The 16,485-nt window shown below is 63.7% G+C and carries 21 protein-coding genes; 2 read left to right on the top strand and 19 right to left on the bottom strand.

The annotated features are described in order from the left end of the window. Both AC04MI_RS17310 and AC04MI_RS17305 read left to right on the top strand, forming a co-directional pair. Positions 1–1,048, top strand: a 1,048-nt coding sequence (locus tag AC04MI_RS17310; RefSeq protein ID WP_476498254.1) for a recombinase family protein, incomplete at its 5' end; no start/stop codon positions are given. Between the two features lie 3 nt (positions 1,049–1,051). After that, on the top strand, positions 1,052–1,585 hold the full coding sequence (locus AC04MI_RS17305; protein ID WP_476498253.1) for a hypothetical protein: 534 nt from the start codon (positions 1,052–1,054) through the stop codon (positions 1,583–1,585). Between the two features lie 637 nt (positions 1,586–2,222). Here the strand turns inward: AC04MI_RS17305 and AC04MI_RS17300 are convergent. From AC04MI_RS17300 to AC04MI_RS17210, 19 genes are all read right to left on the bottom strand, one after another. Beyond that, positions 2,223–3,374 carry a glycoside hydrolase family 24 protein gene (locus tag AC04MI_RS17300; RefSeq protein WP_476498252.1) on the bottom strand — a complete coding sequence of 384 codons (1,152 nt, stop codon included), beginning with the start codon at positions 3,372–3,374 and terminating at the stop codon, positions 2,223–2,225. Next, the gene (locus AC04MI_RS17295) at positions 3,371–3,727 is read right to left on the bottom strand and encodes a hypothetical protein (RefSeq protein ID WP_476498251.1); all 357 of its coding nucleotides are present in this window, start codon (positions 3,725–3,727) and stop codon (positions 3,371–3,373) included. Before AC04MI_RS17295 ends, AC04MI_RS17300 begins: the two co-directional genes overlap by 4 nt. Further along, entirely contained in the window at positions 3,714–4,163 is a 450-nt protein-coding gene (locus tag AC04MI_RS17290; RefSeq protein WP_476498250.1) for a hypothetical protein, read from the bottom strand. The genes AC04MI_RS17295 and AC04MI_RS17290 overlap by 14 nt, the downstream gene beginning before the upstream one ends. Next, positions 4,163–4,567 (bottom strand): DUF4376 domain-containing protein, encoded by a 405-nt coding sequence (locus AC04MI_RS17285; RefSeq protein WP_476498249.1) that lies wholly within the window; start codon positions 4,565–4,567, stop codon positions 4,163–4,165. The genes AC04MI_RS17290 and AC04MI_RS17285 overlap by 1 nt, the downstream gene beginning before the upstream one ends. Beyond that, the gene (locus AC04MI_RS17280) at positions 4,564–5,055 is read right to left on the bottom strand and encodes a hypothetical protein (protein WP_476498248.1); all 492 of its coding nucleotides are present in this window, start codon (positions 5,053–5,055) and stop codon (positions 4,564–4,566) included. The genes AC04MI_RS17285 and AC04MI_RS17280 overlap by 4 nt, the downstream gene beginning before the upstream one ends. Further along, on the bottom strand, positions 5,055–5,444 hold the full coding sequence (locus AC04MI_RS17275; RefSeq protein WP_476498247.1) for a hypothetical protein: 390 nt from the start codon (positions 5,442–5,444) through the stop codon (positions 5,055–5,057). The genes AC04MI_RS17280 and AC04MI_RS17275 overlap by 1 nt, the downstream gene beginning before the upstream one ends. Beyond that, positions 5,441–5,902: a hypothetical protein gene (locus AC04MI_RS17270; RefSeq protein WP_476498246.1), complete on the bottom strand. Its 462-nt coding sequence runs from the start codon at positions 5,900–5,902 to the stop codon at positions 5,441–5,443. Before AC04MI_RS17270 ends, AC04MI_RS17275 begins: the two co-directional genes overlap by 4 nt. Next, on the bottom strand, positions 5,902–6,843 hold the full coding sequence (locus tag AC04MI_RS17265) for a hypothetical protein (protein ID WP_476498245.1): 942 nt from the start codon (positions 6,841–6,843) through the stop codon (positions 5,902–5,904). The genes AC04MI_RS17270 and AC04MI_RS17265 overlap by 1 nt, the downstream gene beginning before the upstream one ends. Then, a complete protein-coding gene (locus AC04MI_RS17260) occupies positions 6,840–11,333 on the bottom strand; it encodes a hypothetical protein (protein WP_476498244.1) in 4,494 nt (1,497 codons plus the stop codon). Before AC04MI_RS17260 ends, AC04MI_RS17265 begins: the two co-directional genes overlap by 4 nt. A 6-nt stretch (positions 11,334–11,339) precedes the next feature. After that, positions 11,340–11,789, bottom strand: a complete 450-nt coding sequence (locus AC04MI_RS17255; RefSeq protein WP_476498243.1) for a DUF1799 domain-containing protein — start codon at positions 11,787–11,789, stop codon at positions 11,340–11,342. Next, complete coding sequence (locus AC04MI_RS17250; protein WP_440597104.1) at positions 11,753–12,073, bottom strand: hypothetical protein; 321 nt, start codon at positions 12,071–12,073, stop codon at positions 11,753–11,755. The genes AC04MI_RS17255 and AC04MI_RS17250 overlap by 37 nt, the downstream gene beginning before the upstream one ends. 96 nt (positions 12,074–12,169) lie before the next feature. Then, the gene (locus tag AC04MI_RS17245) at positions 12,170–13,105 is read right to left on the bottom strand and encodes a phage tail tube protein (RefSeq protein WP_476498242.1); all 936 of its coding nucleotides are present in this window, start codon (positions 13,103–13,105) and stop codon (positions 12,170–12,172) included. 41 nt (positions 13,106–13,146) lie between these two features. Further along, on the bottom strand, positions 13,147–13,368 hold the full coding sequence (locus AC04MI_RS17240; protein WP_440597102.1) for a hypothetical protein: 222 nt from the start codon (positions 13,366–13,368) through the stop codon (positions 13,147–13,149). 17 nt (positions 13,369–13,385) lie between these two features. Beyond that, positions 13,386–13,751, bottom strand: a complete 366-nt coding sequence (locus tag AC04MI_RS17235) for a hypothetical protein (protein WP_476498241.1) — start codon at positions 13,749–13,751, stop codon at positions 13,386–13,388. After that, positions 13,748–14,233 carry an HK97-gp10 family putative phage morphogenesis protein gene (locus tag AC04MI_RS17230; protein ID WP_476498240.1) on the bottom strand — a complete coding sequence of 162 codons (486 nt, stop codon included), beginning with the start codon at positions 14,231–14,233 and terminating at the stop codon, positions 13,748–13,750. Before AC04MI_RS17230 ends, AC04MI_RS17235 begins: the two co-directional genes overlap by 4 nt. Continuing rightward, positions 14,226–14,564, bottom strand: coding sequence for a phage head closure protein (locus AC04MI_RS17225; RefSeq protein ID WP_476498239.1), 339 nt, complete (start codon positions 14,562–14,564; stop codon positions 14,226–14,228). The genes AC04MI_RS17230 and AC04MI_RS17225 overlap by 8 nt, the downstream gene beginning before the upstream one ends. Positions 14,565–14,573: 9 nt before the next feature. Then, a complete protein-coding gene (locus AC04MI_RS17220; RefSeq protein ID WP_476498238.1) occupies positions 14,574–15,125 on the bottom strand; it encodes a hypothetical protein in 552 nt (183 codons plus the stop codon). Between the two features lie 3 nt (positions 15,126–15,128). After that, entirely contained in the window at positions 15,129–15,524 is a 396-nt protein-coding gene (locus AC04MI_RS17215; protein WP_476498237.1) for a hypothetical protein, read from the bottom strand. 83 nt (positions 15,525–15,607) lie between these two features. Further along, on the bottom strand, positions 15,608–16,485 hold an 878-nt coding region (locus AC04MI_RS17210), incomplete at its 5' end, for a phage major capsid protein (RefSeq protein WP_476498236.1).

The raw sequence follows: 16,485 nt of genomic DNA, 5'->3' as shown, positions 1-16,485 counted from the left end.
GTACGTGGACGGACAAGGTGGAAAGCGCATCGTCCAGGCGCTGGACGCCGAGGGCCTGCAGCTGTATGGCACCAGCGATGCCAACCACACGCAGCAGATCTATCGCATGATCAAGATGCCGCAGCTGATGGGCACCAAGCCCGTGAGCGTGGACGGCGAGCAGTACCTGCTGGAGGGCTACTACCCCGCCATTCTCAACCAGGCCGAGTACAACGAACTGCAGCGGGTGGCCGCACAGACGGGGCGCCGCAGGGTGAAGGGCGACCTGCCGCACGTCATCACAGGGCTAGGCATCACCGTGTGCGGGTATTGCGGCCGCCCCATGGCTGGGCAGAACCTGGCCACGAAGCCACGCCTGCCAGATGGGCGAATCCGCGACGGTTACCGCCGCCTGCTTTGTGCATCAAACGCGGCCTATGGTGGCGGCTGCGCGGTGCAGGCCAGCACCAGCGTGGCGCCGGTGGAGCGGGCCATCATGTCCTACTGCAGCGACATCGTGAACCTGCAAGGCCTGTTTGGCACCGACCGCAGCGAAGGGCAGCGCGCGCACGTGGCCACAGCGCGCGGCCGCGTGAGAGACATCGAGGCGCAGCTGGAGAAGATCACAGACGCCATGCTGGCCAGCGCGGGCGAGGGAACGCCCATGGTCTTTGCCCGCCGGGCCCGCCAGCTGGAGATCGAGCTGCAAGACGCGCAGAGGGCCCTGCAGGCAGCAGAGCACGAGCTGGCCAACCTAGCACGCAAAGACACTCAGGGGGCCGACGAAGCCTGGCGCGCCCTTGCGGCCGGTGTGGAAGCCCAGGACATAGACGCCAGGCTGCGCGCCCGCCAGCTGGTCGCCGACACGTTTGAGCGCATCGTGGTCTATGCCAGGGGCATGCGGCCAGATCCTGCTGCCACGGGGCACGATTACCAGATAGACCTGATCTTGGTGGGCAGGGGCGGCAACTCGCGCGCCCTGTGCATTGACCGCGAAGGTAGTTTGCTGGGCGGCTACGACGCCCCGGAGGCTCTGATCATCGAAAATGCAGACTCAGGCCAGCTGTAAAACATGACGCTCCATCACCATCAATTCGGCCACTCAAGCCAACGAACAGCGCATCATGAAGCTGGGCACGCAGTGATCGCCATGGCTCTTGAGATTCCTGTTTTGGGAGTGGTGGCCGTATCCGACAGCGAGGGGCACACCTTTTTGGATGCGCAGACACTGAAAAAGCTCAGTCCGACACATCGGGTGCTCGTTGCGGCGGCGGGATTGGCGGCCGAAAGCAAATGGTGCCGCCTGACCGGAACGATTGAAGGCTCTTACAGCATCGGCCACTTCAACGACGAAAAGGAAGCCACTTCAGACCTGCAGGCCTTAGGCCATGAGGGCAAATTTCTGAGTTACGTGGCTTTGACAGAGCGGTTGCTGAGCGAGCGCTGGGAACAGGTGGGAGCCACGGCCCAAATCCTGAAGTCCGACCGCTCACTGACTTCCGAGCAGATTGCTCATATCGGATCCCGAGTTCGAAAAATCGAAGTCTCCGAGCTGGCAGATATCGCGCTGATCGCCCGCCTCCTGGATGCGCCCAGCTGGCGTTAACCAGCCACGCCCTCGCAGTCACTAAGGAGTACCCCTCAAAGAGCAAAGCGCAATACCCTAAAACCCAAAGGGTTTATAGACACTGGACGAAAAGACAGGTATAAAGCCGACACCCAGACGCGTCCATCGCTTTCAGCAGTGAACAGTCCGGGTGAGGCTGGTCTATGACAAGGTGAGATTTGTCGTAGACCTTTTTGCTAGGTTGAGCCACGGATTCTAATTATTCGGCCGGATATGAGCAATGAAATTAGAGTGGCTGTTACAAAAAAGGAAAATTATGACGACTATCTCTCGTCAAAATTTGCAGTTCCAATACTCTTGGACGGCGATCCCTCCCGATGATGTCCGCGTAACTGGAAAGCCAGACGCGACTTTTCTTAACCGAAACGAAGGCTATGAGGTTCTTGCGTTCCTCAATAGATGCTGCCAGAGCCTCGCAACGGCTCTGAAAGCTGAGCGGCTCATCAAGTCTCATCTGCCAGGTGATGTTCGATCTCGTGCAAACGTACTTGACTGGCTGCAGCGCAACTGGAACTTCTTTAAGTAGCCGAATAGCGCCCATGAAATGCCGCACCGCAGTCATGCCGTGCGGCATTTTTTATGTGTCCCATCTCCTTCGTTCCTGAGACGATGGACTTCACGCGCCAGGGGTGCGAGGGTCGCTCTTGCGCTGGCTGCTGAAGCTGGTGCCAAGCCAGTAGGCCCCCACCATGGCGATCACGGCAAGCAGCGCCGTCACGATTTGGACCCGCAGCTCGCCGCTGTAGTTGTCCGGGTGAATGAATAGCACGTCCACCACCAGTCCGTACAGCGGCAACAGCAGCAGCGCTGAGACCCAGAACGCTGGGTTGTGCCAGAACCCTTGCGCACCAGGTTGCAGGTAGACCGCATTGGCCTCGCGCGCACCGGCGATGCCGCCGCCAACCTCTTCCAACTTGAACCACTGCGCTTCGATGGCCCCGCGCACAGCTGCGGCCGCAGCCGGATCGCTGCCGATGGTATCCAGCAGCTCCTGCTCGTTGCGCGCACCAATGGCCTCCTTGGCGGCGGCCACCACGATCTCGGCAGCCTTGATGTTGCGTTCCGAGGTCTCGGAGCCCGAGGAAAACAACCGGCCCAGCTTGGGCACCAGGTCAATCAGGGATGGCAGAACTGCAGCGACAAAGGGGGCCATGGGTTGCTCCTTGGGTTGTGGGKTGATGGTGTCGGCGGTCAGCGCCTCCGGGTTGATCAGGTCGGCCAACGTGGTGCGGGCCTCTGCCTCTGGTGCGGTGGGCGCGTAGGTGCCGCCGTGCGCCTCATATTCCTGCCGGGCGCGCTCCATGGTCACCACCGGCTGGCCGTAGGGACTGCCTGGCAGGCTGGCCCACTCGCGGTTGCACTTGCGCACAGCTTCCTCAAAGCGCCCTGCCCTCACATCGTCCAGCGCCTTGCGGCCGAGGATCAGCGCCACGGCGCCCAGGTCCTGGTTTGCGGGCGTGAAGTCGGCAAAGCCGTAGTCACGCACCAGGCCGTCCCACGTCTTGGACAGGAACTGATAAGCGCCCGCCGCCGTGCTGCTGATGGGCTTGCCCGCCAGTTTGCGGGTGATGAGCTGGCGCGGGTGGTCCACGAAGTCGTCAGCCGTGCCTGGCRGGCCGTCCAGCCCCACCAGGTGGGCGCCACCGAACATCACGCGGTAGCCGTCAGCACCTGCAGTGCCTTCGCCGTGCCGCAGCATGCGCAGGAAGGCCTGCACATTGCTGTCCTGCAGCGCAGCGATCAGCGCGATTGGGTCTTTGGTGCTCATGGTGGTCCGCTCGAAAATAGTGCTTTGAATAGGGTCGCCAGCGCTGCCCAGCCGCCGATGGCGTAGACGATGCCCCCGAGCGTCAAGAACAGGCTGGCCTTGCGGAACAAGCCCCACAAGCCACCCAGCACGAACCGCCCGGCATGCTCTGTGGCTTGCTTCTGCAACACCGACACCCCTGCCGCCCAGAAAGCTGCGGCGGTCTCTTCGGTCATCGCCCCTTTGATGCCCTCGCGCACAGCTGAAGCCATCTTGGCTTCCAGCCAGGCGCCGGTTTCCTCGGTCAGCCGCACCTCAGAAGGTGCAGCGGCGCGGCGCTCTGGCCCCTTGTAATCACCGTCAGGTGGTGGCATGCACGCCCCCTGTCTCCACGGGCGCACGGCTCAACGCAGCCCACAGGCTGCACGGATCGAACCGCCAGGCATCGGGCAGGCCGAGCATTGCGGCAACCGCCTCGCTGCACACCCACCGGGCCTTGTCGTGGCCCAGCACGCGCGCAATGAAGCCCACCAGGCCCAGCAGGTCGTAGCCCTGGCCGTGGTGCTCCTGCAGCCAGTCGCGGGCCTGGTCAGCGCTTCCCTCCACATTGATGACGTCCCAGTGCGCTGGGTCCAGCACCATGTGCTTGACGCGCACTCCGCCATCCATGAAGGAGCTGCTGGCGCAGATCGTGCGGCCCAGCGGATCTGTTCCCAGCAGCAGTTCGCAATGGCTGTACGCCCCACGCAGCCACCACGAGGTGAGCCGGTTGAATAGCCGCTTGCGGCCTTTGTAGAACGCGACTTGCATCACGCACCTCCGTAGGACTCAGGCCACCCGGCCGACAGATCCACCGCCAGCGGGTCTTCGGCCGCATCCACCTGCCCGCGCAGCACCTCGGCATGAGCGAATAGCGCAGCATCCCGCGCGGCCGCAGCCGCAAAGACCTGCTCAGCGAGGGTGGGCGTCATGGTCACAAACTCGCCGCCCATGGTCTTCCACTGCAGGCCAGCGGGCATGCCCGCGCCCATCATCACCAGCGCCATCTGCTGGGTGCGCGAGAAGGTGTCGCTGTGGAACCAGTGGGCGCCGACTTGGTAACCGCCCAGCTGCGTCTTGCGGTCGCGCAGGGTTTTGATCTGCTCCCACAGCAAGGCGCGCAGGTCGCTGGCCGGTGTGGTGGCGGGCTCGCCGCCGATGACTTCGTTGATCATTGATGAGCCTCCACCAGGTAGCACCACTTGGCGGTCTGGCCCGCCTGGGTGATCGTCAGGTAAACCTCGAACGAGGCGTCGAACGCCAGATAGTCCGGGAACAGGTTGTTGAATGCGCCGGAACTTGGGTAGGTTGTGAAGCCCACCACGGCTTGCGCCTGTGCTTCGCCCGCGCCGTTGGCGATGGTGCGGTCGTAGATGCGATTGCCTTCTAGAAAGGCCTCAATGCGGTAGTTCGCCGCACCAGCGGGCACCTCGACCAGCATGATCCTCACCGCCCCGCGCCCCGTGGCGGAATAGATGCGGGTACGGGTCGCTGCCGACATGGCTGCCGAGTAAGCCACCAAGCCTGCAGCGGTCGAGAACGCAGAAACGGTAGGGGCATAAACAACGTTCTGCCCAACGGAAGGATCACGCCCTGACACGCCCACCACACGGCGTGCGCCCAGCGTGCGGCCATCACCCAAAGGAAACAGGCCCGCGTTCATCAGAAGTCCCCTGCGCGGGTCACGCACACGTTGATCAGCTCCGCCTTTTCGCTGCTGGCGCGCAGGCTCCATCCCGCTTTGAGCACCAGCGCCAGGTTGGTGAGCAGCGCCGACCAGGCCGGGTTGGTGGCGCTGACGGTGTTGGCCGGGACCATCACCTCGCGCCACAGCTTGGCGGTGGCACCGTCGTGCAGGAACAGGCGCACCATGCCCGCCGTGGTGGTGACGATGGCGGTCAGCGTGATGTCGTCAACCCGCGAGCCGGAGGCGCCTGCGGTGAACACAGTCACGATGGTGCCCGTGCCGTCGCGGTTGGCATTGGCAGCGCCGCCCACCTGTGCGACTGCGGTATTGGGCGTGGATGCGTAGTTTTGAGCGTTGATGGTCATACGATTCCTTGGGTCGAGAGAAGAAACTGGGGCAGCGAATCGCCACCACTCACGCGGGTCCAGCCAGGGGTGCTGCCACCGCTATCGATGCTGGGGTCCACGTTGCTGATGCCGCCAGGCGCGTTGCGCCGGTAGGTCTGCTTGTCGATGGGACTCCAGGCCGTCACATCGGCCGGGTAGTTGGTGCCCATCACCCACTTGTCAGCGCCCACGGCCGAGGCCGATGCAGCTGCCATGGCGGTGGCAATGGTGGCCGCCACGTTGGCCGCCTGCGCGTTGGAATACGCACTGCTGCACAGGGCCAGCAGCTCGGGCATGAACAATGTGCCCATGTGGTTGCCGAAGTTGAAGGCCTTGATGTTGTAGAGGCCCAGCACGCGGTCCGACAGGGGCGGGAACGGTGGCACCGGCGTTACCGCAGGCACGGGAGTGGGCGGGATGATTACCAGSGTACTCATCAGATRATTCCTTTCACACGCGCAGCAAGCTGCGCTTCTTTGCTGTTGACTGGTTTGACCCGCCCGCTGATGAGTCCCAGGGCACTGAGGTAGCCGTAGCCGGGCACGTCGGTGGCTGAGATGGCCACCGGCACGTCCAGCACCTGMTGCAGCAGCCCCACCGTGTACTCAGCCTGGTCTGCATCGAGCACCGCCGACAAGGTGAGGTCTGTCGCTCCAGGGCGGCGCTTGATCTCGAACGTGCCRTCGTCGTAGAACTTGATGTAGCTGTAAGACCTGGGCTCGGCCTCGCTGCCATACTCGGTGCCCCCCGTGCCACCGGTGAGGCTGCGCCATTCGCCCACCATCAAGGTGCCCAGCTCCACGGCGGCCGTGGGGCCAGCGCTCACCGTTACGGTGAGTTCAGAGGTAGGACTGATGGGAATACCCGTCAGCTCCACCGTGCTGCGCACGCCCAAGGGCGAGAACAGCAGCTCCCAGAAGCCGAGGGCTTGCTCCCACAGATCCTGCGTGGACTGCTTGAGGATGGCGCCCCCAGGGGCATCGCGCGCGATGATCTGCACCTGGTCGCCCACGGCGCCGAAGATCTTCACGTCACTGAAGAACGGCACCTGCAGCTTGTAGGTGAGACTGCCCGTGGCCTTTGCTGCCGTGGACCGGTAGAAGTCAAACGGGGCAAACAGGTTGCTGGGACGTTTGAAGAGCCAGTAGTCCGGGTCTGCCTCGGGCAGCGCAGTGCGGCCGCTGTGAGCCTGCACGCAGGAATACACCTTGTGGTTGCTGATGCGCTCTGCCCCCACGGCGTACGTGCCCGCAGACACCCACATCGTTTCGCCCAACGCGGGGTCGGGTTCTACGATGGTGGTGCCTGCGGACAGCATGCTGGCCGTGATGGGGACGGCCATCAACACACTCACACTGCTGTACGCGGTGGTTGTCATGCTGGGATAGTCCTTAAGCCGTTGCCTTCAAATGAGTCTTCCAACACCTGCGCCACTCGGGCCAGCAGGGCTTCCGTCTTGGACTCGCCCGTGCTGGCAACCGGCGCTGCAGTGCTGCTGGTGGTGCCGCTCTCGGCGCTATCAGCCAACATGCGCCGCGTGGTGGACGCGTTGTAAATGCGCGCAGGCGGTAGGTAAGCCAGCTCGGGGCCGTCTTCACCCACCATGGCCCAGCCGCCCCGGTGATCGCCACCGAGTCGGAACGCGGGCACGCCCACCGATGCAGCTGCCTTTGCCCAGTCGGCATCGAAGAAGCCGGTGATCAGCGCCAGGTCGTTGAGCGTGCCGCCCGCAGACTTGACCGCCTCCAGCAGCCCCTTGAGGTCGCCGGTGCCGTCAAACTTGTGGTACACGGGCGCCAGCGCATCGAGCTTGGCTATCTGCTGCTGATCGATCACCGGCTCATAGCCGACGCCTGCCGTTCCCAGCGAGAGAACCCGCTTGTACTTGGCATTCGCCGCAGATGTACCGGTACCAGGCATGCCAGGGCCAAACCCCGGACCGCCCGCACTGCCGCTACCGCCCGAGCCACTTGCACCCGGCGTCTTTGGCTTCAGCAGCTCGGTGAGCTGATTGATAGCCTCTTCCACCGATACCGTTGCCTGCACATTGCCGGTGGCAATGTCGATCAGCTCGCGGAACCTCTCCAGCGTTTCCTCGCCCTGCTTGATCTGGCGGTCCAGCGCGTCGAGCGACTGCTCTGCAATGCTCTTTTGCTTGCCTGCCACCCCAGCCAGCTGCTCCATCTGCCCGGCAAGCACCAGGCGGTCGCGGTCCAGCTCGAACTGGGTGAGGTAGTTGTCGGCCGTGAGGCCGCCACGCGCAGCGGTCAGGGCGTTGGTGAGGTCGTCAGCGTTGGGGATGATGCCCAGCAGAGCGCCCTGCAGGGCGTTCTCGATGAACACCATGCCCTTCGCTGCCTGCTGTGCAGCAGTGCTGCCCACCTCGCCCCGCAGCTCGCGTATGGCACCCGATGCAATGTCTTGCACCTTGCCCCACAGGCCAGCCAGCTCGGCCGCTGCTGCGCGCTGCGCCTCCAGCACCTTGCGCTGGGCTGCGACGGAACGCTCCAGCGTGCTATAGGCCGCGTCCAGCTGCGTCTTGAGCGCTTCCTTGGCAGTAGCTGCGGCTTCCTCGGCCGTCTGGTTCAGTTCGGCAAACGAGCCCGACAACATGATCAGCATGGCGTATGCCTTGCGGCCTGCCTCGGTGTTCAGGTCTTGTGCTTCGACCAGGCGGCGGTATTCCGCACGGGTCTTGGGCACCGTCAGGCCCAGCTTGGCAAACTCACCGTCCAGCTGGCGCGTGGCTACCGCCCTGCGCTCTTCCTCGCTGTAGAAGTTCTGGAAGTAGCTGCTGGTGGCGGCCACCATCTTGTCGAGCCCGCCGAACGCGTCCGCGATCTTGCTGGCCGCGTCGGCACCGTCCAGGCTGGCCTCCAGCAGCGTGTAGCCCAGCGTGTCAAAAATGCCGTTGACGGTAGTGAGGCTGGTGGACAGGCGGGTCAGCGTGTCGATAGCCTTCTCGCCCTCTTTGGCGTATTTGCTGGCGGTGTAGGTGGTCTCTTCGATGGTCTCGGTCACCTCGCGGGATGAGGCCATGAAGTCATCCGCACCCCGACCCACGTTGTCGTACACCACGCGGGTGACTTCTTTGCTGGTCGTGGTCCAAGTGCCCAGCACCTGCTCTGCCAATTCGTTGTTGGCAGTGGCAAGCGCCTCCTGAAACTTCTGCTGGATCTGCTCTGCGTTGAGGCCTTGCGTGCTGATCTTGATCTTGCTGGTGTACCCCTCGAGCTTGTCGGCGCTCAGGCCCAGCGTGTCGGCAAAGAAGGCCACCTGAGCACGCATGCCCTTGAAGGTGTCGCCCAGCGCTTTCTCAAACGCGGGGTCCAGGTCGCTGTACTTGGTCTTGTCCGAGCGGAACAGACCGCCCTTGTAGAACTCGTACTGCTGCCCCTCGAAACCCGTCTTGCCGCCAAAGGTGCCCTCGATACCCACGTCCGCCAGCTTGCGGCCGAACAGGCGGTTGATGAGGCCACCCACCACACCCGCGAGCGGGCCAAAGAACGCACTGGCGATGCCCGCGATGATGTTCACGGCGTTGCCACCGCCCACGCTGTAGCCGCCCGACAGCATGGAGCTGATGCCGTAGCCCATCATGCCGTTGCCCAGCATGCCCAGGCCCGCCCCAATGGTGTTGCCCAGGCCCGTCATCTGCGGGGCCACATAGGCCGATGGGTTGTTGCCGATGATGGCGGGCGTGGACAGCCCCAACCGCGTGCCCAATTCGCTCGTGGCGAACTTGCCGAAGGCATTGCCCACCGCAGAGCTGACACCCTTGGTGATCAGGTCAAAGCCCGTGGAGACGATGTTGCCCAGGTTGCTGAACATGCCCAGCCCACCAGCGCCACCAGAGCCGCCCACCACGCCAGCATTGGCGCCGCCTACGCTCAGGCCCAGGGCGCCGGTGATGCCGGTCATCACGCCCTGCACCGCCAGCTTCAGCACCGTGGTCTTGAACAGGTTCTTGATACCGTCCCAGAACGACTTGAAGAAGCCCTTGCCCGCCTCAAACCCACGGTACAGGCTGTCGCTCAGGCCGTTGTAGATGCTGTCGTAAAACTTCGTCCACTCGTTGGCGGCCTCAGTTGCGGCCTTTGCCGTGATGGTACGGTCGTACTTGGCGCCCAGCAGCTCGTTGCGCTCGCGCAGCGCTTCGATCTCGGCCTGCAGCGCGATCTGCTCGCGCGTCATGGTGCCGGTGATCACGCTGGCCCGCTCCAGCTCGGCCAGGGTTGCCTCCTTGGTCAGGATCAGCGCGCGGTTGCGGGTTTGCAGGAGCTGCAGCTGCGCGGCATCCGACAGACCGATCATCTCGATCTCTTCGCGCATGGCCTGGTTCTGCTCCACCAGGCTGGCGGCCGACTGTTCCATGGCCTGCACGACTTTGAGGCGCGCAGCACGCTCTGCATCAGCCGTCTTGATGAACTCTTCGCGCGCCTTGTTTTCGGCTTCAGCCGCCAGCATGGCTTCGATGTCCTGGCCGATCTGGATGGCTTGGACCTCAGTGACCTTGACCTTGCCGCTGCGGATCTGGTCCAGCACTTCGACGGCCTTCTTTTGGCCCTCGGTGAGTTTTTCTCCAGCGGCTGCTTCTGCCTGGTAGCCAGCAGTGGCCTTGACCACGGATTCGCGCAGCGCGTCGAAGGGGTCTTTGGCCTCTTTGGCGGCCTTGCCGGTTTTCTCCAGGACGTTGGTGAAGTCCAGCTTGGCGCCCGCTTCCTTTGCCGCGCCGCCTGCGGCCTCGATCTCCCCCATGCGCGCACGGATGCGACTGCCCAGGGTGTCTTCACCAAAGGTCTGGATGGCGGTCGTGCCCAGCTCGCGGATGATGGTGCCCGCGCGGGTGGTGCCCGAGCGCATGCTGTCCAGCGCGCCCGTGAAGTCACCGCGCAGCACCTTTGCCACGGCTTCGCCCACCCCGCCGAAGTAGGCAGCGCCTGCGGCCGCGTAGGCGCCCAGGCTCTCAGCCAGCAGCTTGACGCCGCGCATCACGTACTGGGCGGCATCGGCCACATAGGTGAGGCCGGTGATGGCGCTCTTGGTCCAGGCCTGCACGCTGCCATCGGCTACCAGGCGGCGCACTTCCTCACGGATACCGCCCGAGCCGTTCATCACGTCCAGCATGGCCTGCGCGCCCAGGTCGAGCGCGGGGATCATGCCGTTAGCAAGCTCTTTCTTCCAGGCCTCACCACTGGTGCTGAGGCGGGTGAGGTTGTCGTCCAGGTTGGCGGCGGCGGCGGCCTGCTCGGTGGTGACCTTGGCGGCCAGTGTTTCCACCTCGGCCAGGTCGTGCAGGAAGGGCAGCATTTGCGCGCCCTGCTTGCCGTAGAAGGCCATGGCCACCGCAGCCTTACCGGTGCCGTCTTCAAACTTTGCCATGGCCTTGGCCACGGTCAGCATCTGCTCTTCGGGACGCAGATTCTTGAAGGTATCGAAGTCAATGCCCAGGGCCTCCAGCGCCTTGCCGGTGCCCTTGCTCTCCTCGCTGGCGCCCGCCAGGTTGGCGGCCAGCTTGTTCATGGCGGCGCCGATCTGCTCGGGCCCCATGTTGTTGAACTTGCCCACGGCCATCAGGCCCGACAGGGCTTCGACCGTGGCGCCGGTCTGCATGCGCAGATCGTCGAGGGCTGCGCCGCCTTCAATGGCGCCAGAGATGAGGCCCTTGAAGGCCGCGATGGTGAAACCGGCGGCCAGGCCGCCAGCGATGGCGCCCGCCGTGGCGGCCACCTTGGCCTTCATGTTGTCGAAGGTGTCCTGGATCTTCTTGGACGCCGCCAGGGCGGCCTGCTCGGACTTGTCGAGCCCGCCCGTGTATTGGGCGTAATCCAGGCCGAGCTTGACCACCAGGGAGCCGAGTGCAGACATGCTGATTTACTCCCGTTCTTTCTTGTCACGTTGTTCTTGATCTGCCACGAGCACCGCGCGCTCCATGACTTGCAGGCCGTGCATGACGGCGCGGCGCTTGCGCCGGTGGACGAATAGCTCCAGCCAGGCGGTGACGCCCGCGTAGCAAAAGCCCATGCGCTGGCCCGCCATGCCTGCGTACTGCCACTGGGTGCGCAAGGCCTCGAAGGCCGCGACTACCGGCAGGTTCTCTGCGTACACACCGAAGGCCTCGCCCTCTGCAGGGGGAGCAGTGGCTGCGGCATCGATGCGGGCGCGCACCTTGTCGATGTCGTCCGCACTGGCGCCCCAGGCCTCCATGGCTTCGAGCACGCTGTAGTCGGGCTCGAAGGTGCCGGGCGCTTCGTCGCGGGCACCTGCCCACCAGCGCGCGGCCTCAATCAGTTTTTTTCTTTGGCGCCTACGTTGTGGTGCCAATAGACCAGCATGGCCTCGCGCACCGCACCGGTGAGGCGCAGGAAGGCCTCCAGGTTCTGCTCGTTGAACGGCACAGGGGCGCGGTCCTGGTCCTGCATTTCCCAGCCAGTGAGCACGCGGCGCAGCAGTTCGACGTTGGACAGCTTGATCAGCTCTTCGCGGTCTTCTTCAAAGGTGCGTTTGAAGATGGCGACAAAGCTCTCTTCGCGCCAGCCGCCCTTTGGCATGGCGACTTGAACCTTGACGGTGGCCTTGAATGTTTCGTCGGGGGTAAGAATGAACATGGTGTGTGAGTGAGCAAAAGGGGGAGAAAGCAAAAGAGCCACCGCGATGGGTGGCTCTTTTTCGGGGTGTGCACACGTGTGCACGAGGGTGAAGGGTCAGCGAACGATGATTTGCAGTTCGTCGTTGCCGTCTACCGGGTTGATGTCGAACGGCATGTTGATCATGGCGATGCTCTGGTCGTCCTGCAGCGTGAACGGCTTGCACTGCACGGCAGGCATCGCCAGCTCAATGATGTTGCCCGGAACCGTGCCGTGCACCAGGCTGCAGGCGCCCACAACGCTGTTGCGCACGATCTCGGCCCAGTTCTTGGTAGTGATGCTGGGCATCTCCATCGTGACGCTGCCCGAGGGCTGGCGGTCTGGGCTGTGGGGCGCCGCGCAATTGACCAGCTCGCGCCAGGTCAGGGCGTTGGCGAGGTTGATGCTGAAGGCCGACATGCACGCAGACAAGCCGTGAAAGCTGAAGGTGGGCGTGTTGGTCTTGCCCACAGTCTTGGGCTGGATGAAGTCGCTGTAGTCCACGCCGGTGGGCATGGCCATTTCCTCGGTGGCGGCGCTGTAGGTGCCAAGGAACTCGAACTTCATCACCGGGATGCCCTTGGCATTCAGCTCGAAGGACACCGTGCCCTTGGCATTGGTGATGACGAACTTGGTCTTGTCCAGGTAGCCATACAGCGTGAGGGTGGGCTCGCCTTCGCTGACAAGGTCGTAGGTCACGTCCGTGCCTGCAGTGATGGTGGCAGCGAAGCCGCAGGCCTCCAGCAGCAGGCCCCACGCGGGTTCCGTCCCAGCAGCGCCTGCGCCCGCCAGTTCCACCTCGAACGTGATCTTGCGGTGCTCACCCACGGTGAGGCTGCCGCTGTTGCCCTTGTAGGGGCGGATCAGGTTGCGCTGCACCTGCTCGGCCGTGATGGGCTCGGGCATCAGGGCGCGGCAAAGGATGGCATTGGCCGCTGCGGTGGGAAGTGCATCGGTGCCAGCTGTGACTTCTTTCTTTGCCAGCAGCAGCATCTTTTTCATGGACTTTGCCATGGGGATTCCTTTCAGGTCAGGGTTTCAGAAACGGCCGCTGCTTAGGCTGCTGCGGTGTTGTCATCGCCCTCGGCCGGAGCCGGGGTCGGGACGCGGGTGCGCACGCCGGTTACGGGGTCACGCGTGTAGGTGCCGCCGATGCCGGTGAACTCATCGCGCGCACGCGGTGGCGTGGGCAGGTGGTGCGCTGGCTTGGTGGCTTTGGGAGTGGCGACGGGCGCAGCTGCGCCAGCCGCCGCAGGGGCTGCGGTGCTTTTTGCCATGTTGGCTCCAGGGGTGGTTAGTGGCGGGGTGTGCGCAAGCGCACGGTGAGGTAGCGGGCGAAGATCTCGGCGTCCGGTTCGTAGTCAGCGTCTCCCGCGTCGTCTTCGTACTGATAGGAGGGCATGGCCTCCAGCGCAGCGCGGAATGGGCCGCCACCATCCAGGGGCAGCAGCACGTCCAGCTCTTCGATGGTGCGGGCCAGCACGATGAGGTTGACATCGTGCTGGGTGTACCCGCCGCCCGCACACCAGGTCTCTTCTGGCTTGCTGTCCACGTCAAAGACGGCAGCGGGCCATGACGGATTGGGTGGCAGCTCCACCGCCCAGGTGTTGTCGAACGCCGGGGTAAGCGCTGCAGCGAGCTGCTGGTGAATGGTGCTCATGCCTTGCTTGCCTTTGCGTGCTCTTTGTCCAGGCGGTCGGCCATCGCGTCGATGACCTCTTCCTTGCCCTGCTCCAGGGCGGGCTGCAGGAACGGGGTGGCCTGTTGCTTCTTGGTGCCGAACTCTGGAAAGCGCCAGTAGTACGGATCGTCTTCGTAGCGCTTGACGATGCGACCTGTCTTGTTGATTGCCAGCTTGCTGTTGGTCTTTTGCTTCTTGGTCAGGTTGACGCCGTGCCGCACACCCAGGTTGTACTGGGCCGTGCCTGCCGGGGCCTGCGACTCGCGCTTGATCACAATGTTCTTGATCAGCGCGCCGGTCTTGCGCAGCCCTTTAGCCTGAGCGATGCCGCGCGCCTTGCTGCGCAGTACGCCGCCCCCAGAGGCCACCATGAGGCGGGCCACGCGGGTTTCCATGCCGGTCTTGAGGCCTTGGAAGGATTGGCTCAGTTCGCCGATGCCGAGGATCTCGCTTTTAGCCATCGTTCATCCCCGTGTCGCAGGTAAGGATCAAGCACTCTCTACGAGCCATCAGGTCGTTGACGTGCACGATGTTGAAGTGCCGCCCCTGGTACAGCACGCCCCACTCTGCGGAAACTTCAGCGCGGTAGGGTATGGTGAACTCAGTCCGAGACACAGCTACCCTGCCACCTGCAGCACCTGTGGCAGGCTTCTCGTTACCACTCAGATTGCGCACTGCAGCCCACATCGGCGGCTGATCCACCCACTCCTTCTTGAACCCACCTGAAGTGCCACGGGTACGACCAGGAGCGCGCAGCGTAATGCGTTGATCTAGCTTTCCTGATTGCAACATGATGGGTCCTCAAAATCGTGGCGGCACGGTGATCTCGGCCAGCATGTGGTCCAGGAACTGGCCTGGCAGCTCAACGACTGCGCCACCCTGCACCATGGACTCACGCTGCGCATACACGGTGCCGATGTGCATCAGCAGCCAGTTACGCACGCCGGGGTATGCATCGAGGTCGGCCCCGGCCTTGTAGGTGATGCGCAGCAGGCCTGCCGGGCGCCCCTCGGGGAACGACACGAACGACTCGCGCTGTTCCCTGCGAAGCACCACGGGCGCGGTGATCGGGGTGGCTGTGCCATCGGGTGCAATCACTTCGACCGACTCCACCTCAAAGGCTTGCCCTGTATCCAGCGCATCGCCCGAGGGACGGTGCACCGGCCAGTGCTCGACATAGCGGGCCTCTTGGATGGCCGCGCCGGTGCGGGATTCGCACTGGGCAACCACGCCGGGAATAACGATCTGCTCCAGCAGGTCTCTTTCCAGCAGCACCGCGTCGTTGCGCCGCCAGGTGGCAATGTCCTGCGGGGTAAGCACAGGGGCGCCTGTGTACGCGATGCGCTGTGCCATGGCTTAGGGGCGGTCGTCGTTGTCGGCGCTGCCACCGGTGCCAGCTGCGGCCGCTGCGGCATCGGTCTGGCTACCGTCAGCGCCAGTGGGGTTGCTGGTGTCTGCAGGGCCAGCACCGGTATCGGCCGAGCCGCCCGGTGTACCACCTTCAGCAGGCGCCGGGGCTGGCGCTGGTGTGTCGGTCTTGCCGCGCTTGTTGCTGGCCGGTTGCCGCTGTGCGGGCTGCTTGGCTGGGTTTTGTGGCGCCGAGGCCTTTTCGCCATCGGCCGAGTATTCCTCGGCCAACTTGGACTTGACCAGCTGCACGGCCACGTTTTCGTCAAAGCCTGCGATCTCGCCTGCGCTGTAGCCGCGCCAGGATTGCAGGAACTTCACTGCGCGCTTTTCTGTAGTGCTCATGGCACCCCCTATGGAAATGAGTTTGAGAGCTGTGCACATGTGTGCACAGCGGGGAATGAATCAACCGTTCAGGGTGGCCACGCTCAGGAGAGCATGGTGTCGCCCCAGGTGACCTGCTTGGCAACCACGATGGACTCGACGTGGCGCGGGCCAATGTCGTGCTTGGCGATCACGCGCACCAGCGTCTGGTCGCGCTGGAACGCGCTCACCATGTTGCCGCCGCCATCCTTGTAGGAGGCTTCATTGCTGTAGGCGATCACCAGCTGCTGGTCTTCACCGATATAGATGTCGGCAAAGTTCACAAAGTAGATTTCCGACTCGTTGGTGCCCGCGCCCAGGTTGATCGGGATCTGGGTTGTGAGTGCGAAGGGGTAGCCCTTGAGCTTGCCCTGCTCGATTTCGGAGTACGCCTTGTTGCCGTTGCCATCGCGCAGAGAGCCCAGCCACCGAATGGTGCGAGGCGCCATGAGCCAGCCGCAGCCGCCGAGCTGCACATTGGCGTTCTCCAACCGCAGGATCAGGCCAGACAGGAACGTTTCCACCTGCTGCAGTGTGGGCGCCGCAGGGGCGTTGACCAGGTTGCCCGGCAGCACCCAGTAGCGGAGGCCCTTGGGCAGATTCCCTGAGCCATCGGCGCGGATGAAATGCAGATCCTGCGACAAGCCCATGCTTGTGGTCAGGTCACCAGCAACCGACTGATCAACCCGTGGGTTTACACCCGAATTGGCCAACAGATCGTTGCTAATAGGAACGATGGCTGCAGCCTTCTTACCCGACAGCTTCAAATCACCGAAGGTCATGTCAGTGATCCCGATGTCGGTCTCGGTGCCGATATAGGACACCGAAGTGTTGCCCAGGATGCGCGGAATGGTCAGGTTGCCATTGTTGAGCGGCAAGCTGATTGCCCCCATGCGGCGCACTACCGAAGCCGGGCGCAGCGACTCGATCAGCTCAGTAGCAA

This window comes from Acidovorax sp. LjRoot204, assembly GCF_056175785.1.
The sequence above is the reverse complement of the archived record's forward strand: the minus strand, read 5'-3'. Positions and strand labels throughout refer to the sequence as shown.

Coding starts and splice junctions, on each gene's coding strand:
- AC04MI_RS17305 (WP_476498253.1), top strand. CDS start 1,052: ATGACGCTCCATCACCATCAATTCGGCCACTCAAGCCAACGAACAGCG.
- AC04MI_RS17295 (WP_476498251.1), bottom strand. CDS start 3,727: ATGCCACCACCTGACGGTGATTACAAGGGGCCAGAGCGCCGCGCCGCT.
- AC04MI_RS17290 (WP_476498250.1), bottom strand. CDS start 4,163: ATGCAAGTCGCGTTCTACAAAGGCCGCAAGCGGCTATTCAACCGGCTC.
- AC04MI_RS17285 (WP_476498249.1), bottom strand. CDS start 4,567: ATGATCAACGAAGTCATCGGCGGCGAGCCCGCCACCACACCGGCCAGC.
- AC04MI_RS17280 (WP_476498248.1), bottom strand. CDS start 5,055: ATGAACGCGGGCCTGTTTCCTTTGGGTGATGGCCGCACGCTGGGCGCA.
- AC04MI_RS17275 (WP_476498247.1), bottom strand. CDS start 5,444: ATGACCATCAACGCTCAAAACTACGCATCCACGCCCAATACCGCAGTC.
- AC04MI_RS17260 (WP_476498244.1), bottom strand. CDS start 11,333: ATGTCTGCACTCGGCTCCCTGGTGGTCAAGCTCGGCCTGGATTACGCC.
- AC04MI_RS17250 (WP_440597104.1), bottom strand. CDS start 12,073: ATGTTCATTCTTACCCCCGACGAAACATTCAAGGCCACCGTCAAGGTT.
- AC04MI_RS17245 (WP_476498242.1), bottom strand. CDS start 13,105: ATGGCAAAGTCCATGAAAAAGATGCTGCTGCTGGCAAAGAAAGAAGTC.
- AC04MI_RS17240 (WP_440597102.1), bottom strand. CDS start 13,368: ATGGCAAAAAGCACCGCAGCCCCTGCGGCGGCTGGCGCAGCTGCGCCC.
- AC04MI_RS17235 (WP_476498241.1), bottom strand. CDS start 13,751: ATGAGCACCATTCACCAGCAGCTCGCTGCAGCGCTTACCCCGGCGTTC.
- AC04MI_RS17230 (WP_476498240.1), bottom strand. CDS start 14,233: ATGGCTAAAAGCGAGATCCTCGGCATCGGCGAACTGAGCCAATCCTTC.
- AC04MI_RS17225 (WP_476498239.1), bottom strand. CDS start 14,564: ATGTTGCAATCAGGAAAGCTAGATCAACGCATTACGCTGCGCGCTCCT.
- AC04MI_RS17220 (WP_476498238.1), bottom strand. CDS start 15,125: ATGGCACAGCGCATCGCGTACACAGGCGCCCCTGTGCTTACCCCGCAG.
- AC04MI_RS17215 (WP_476498237.1), bottom strand. CDS start 15,524: ATGAGCACTACAGAAAAGCGCGCAGTGAAGTTCCTGCAATCCTGGCGC.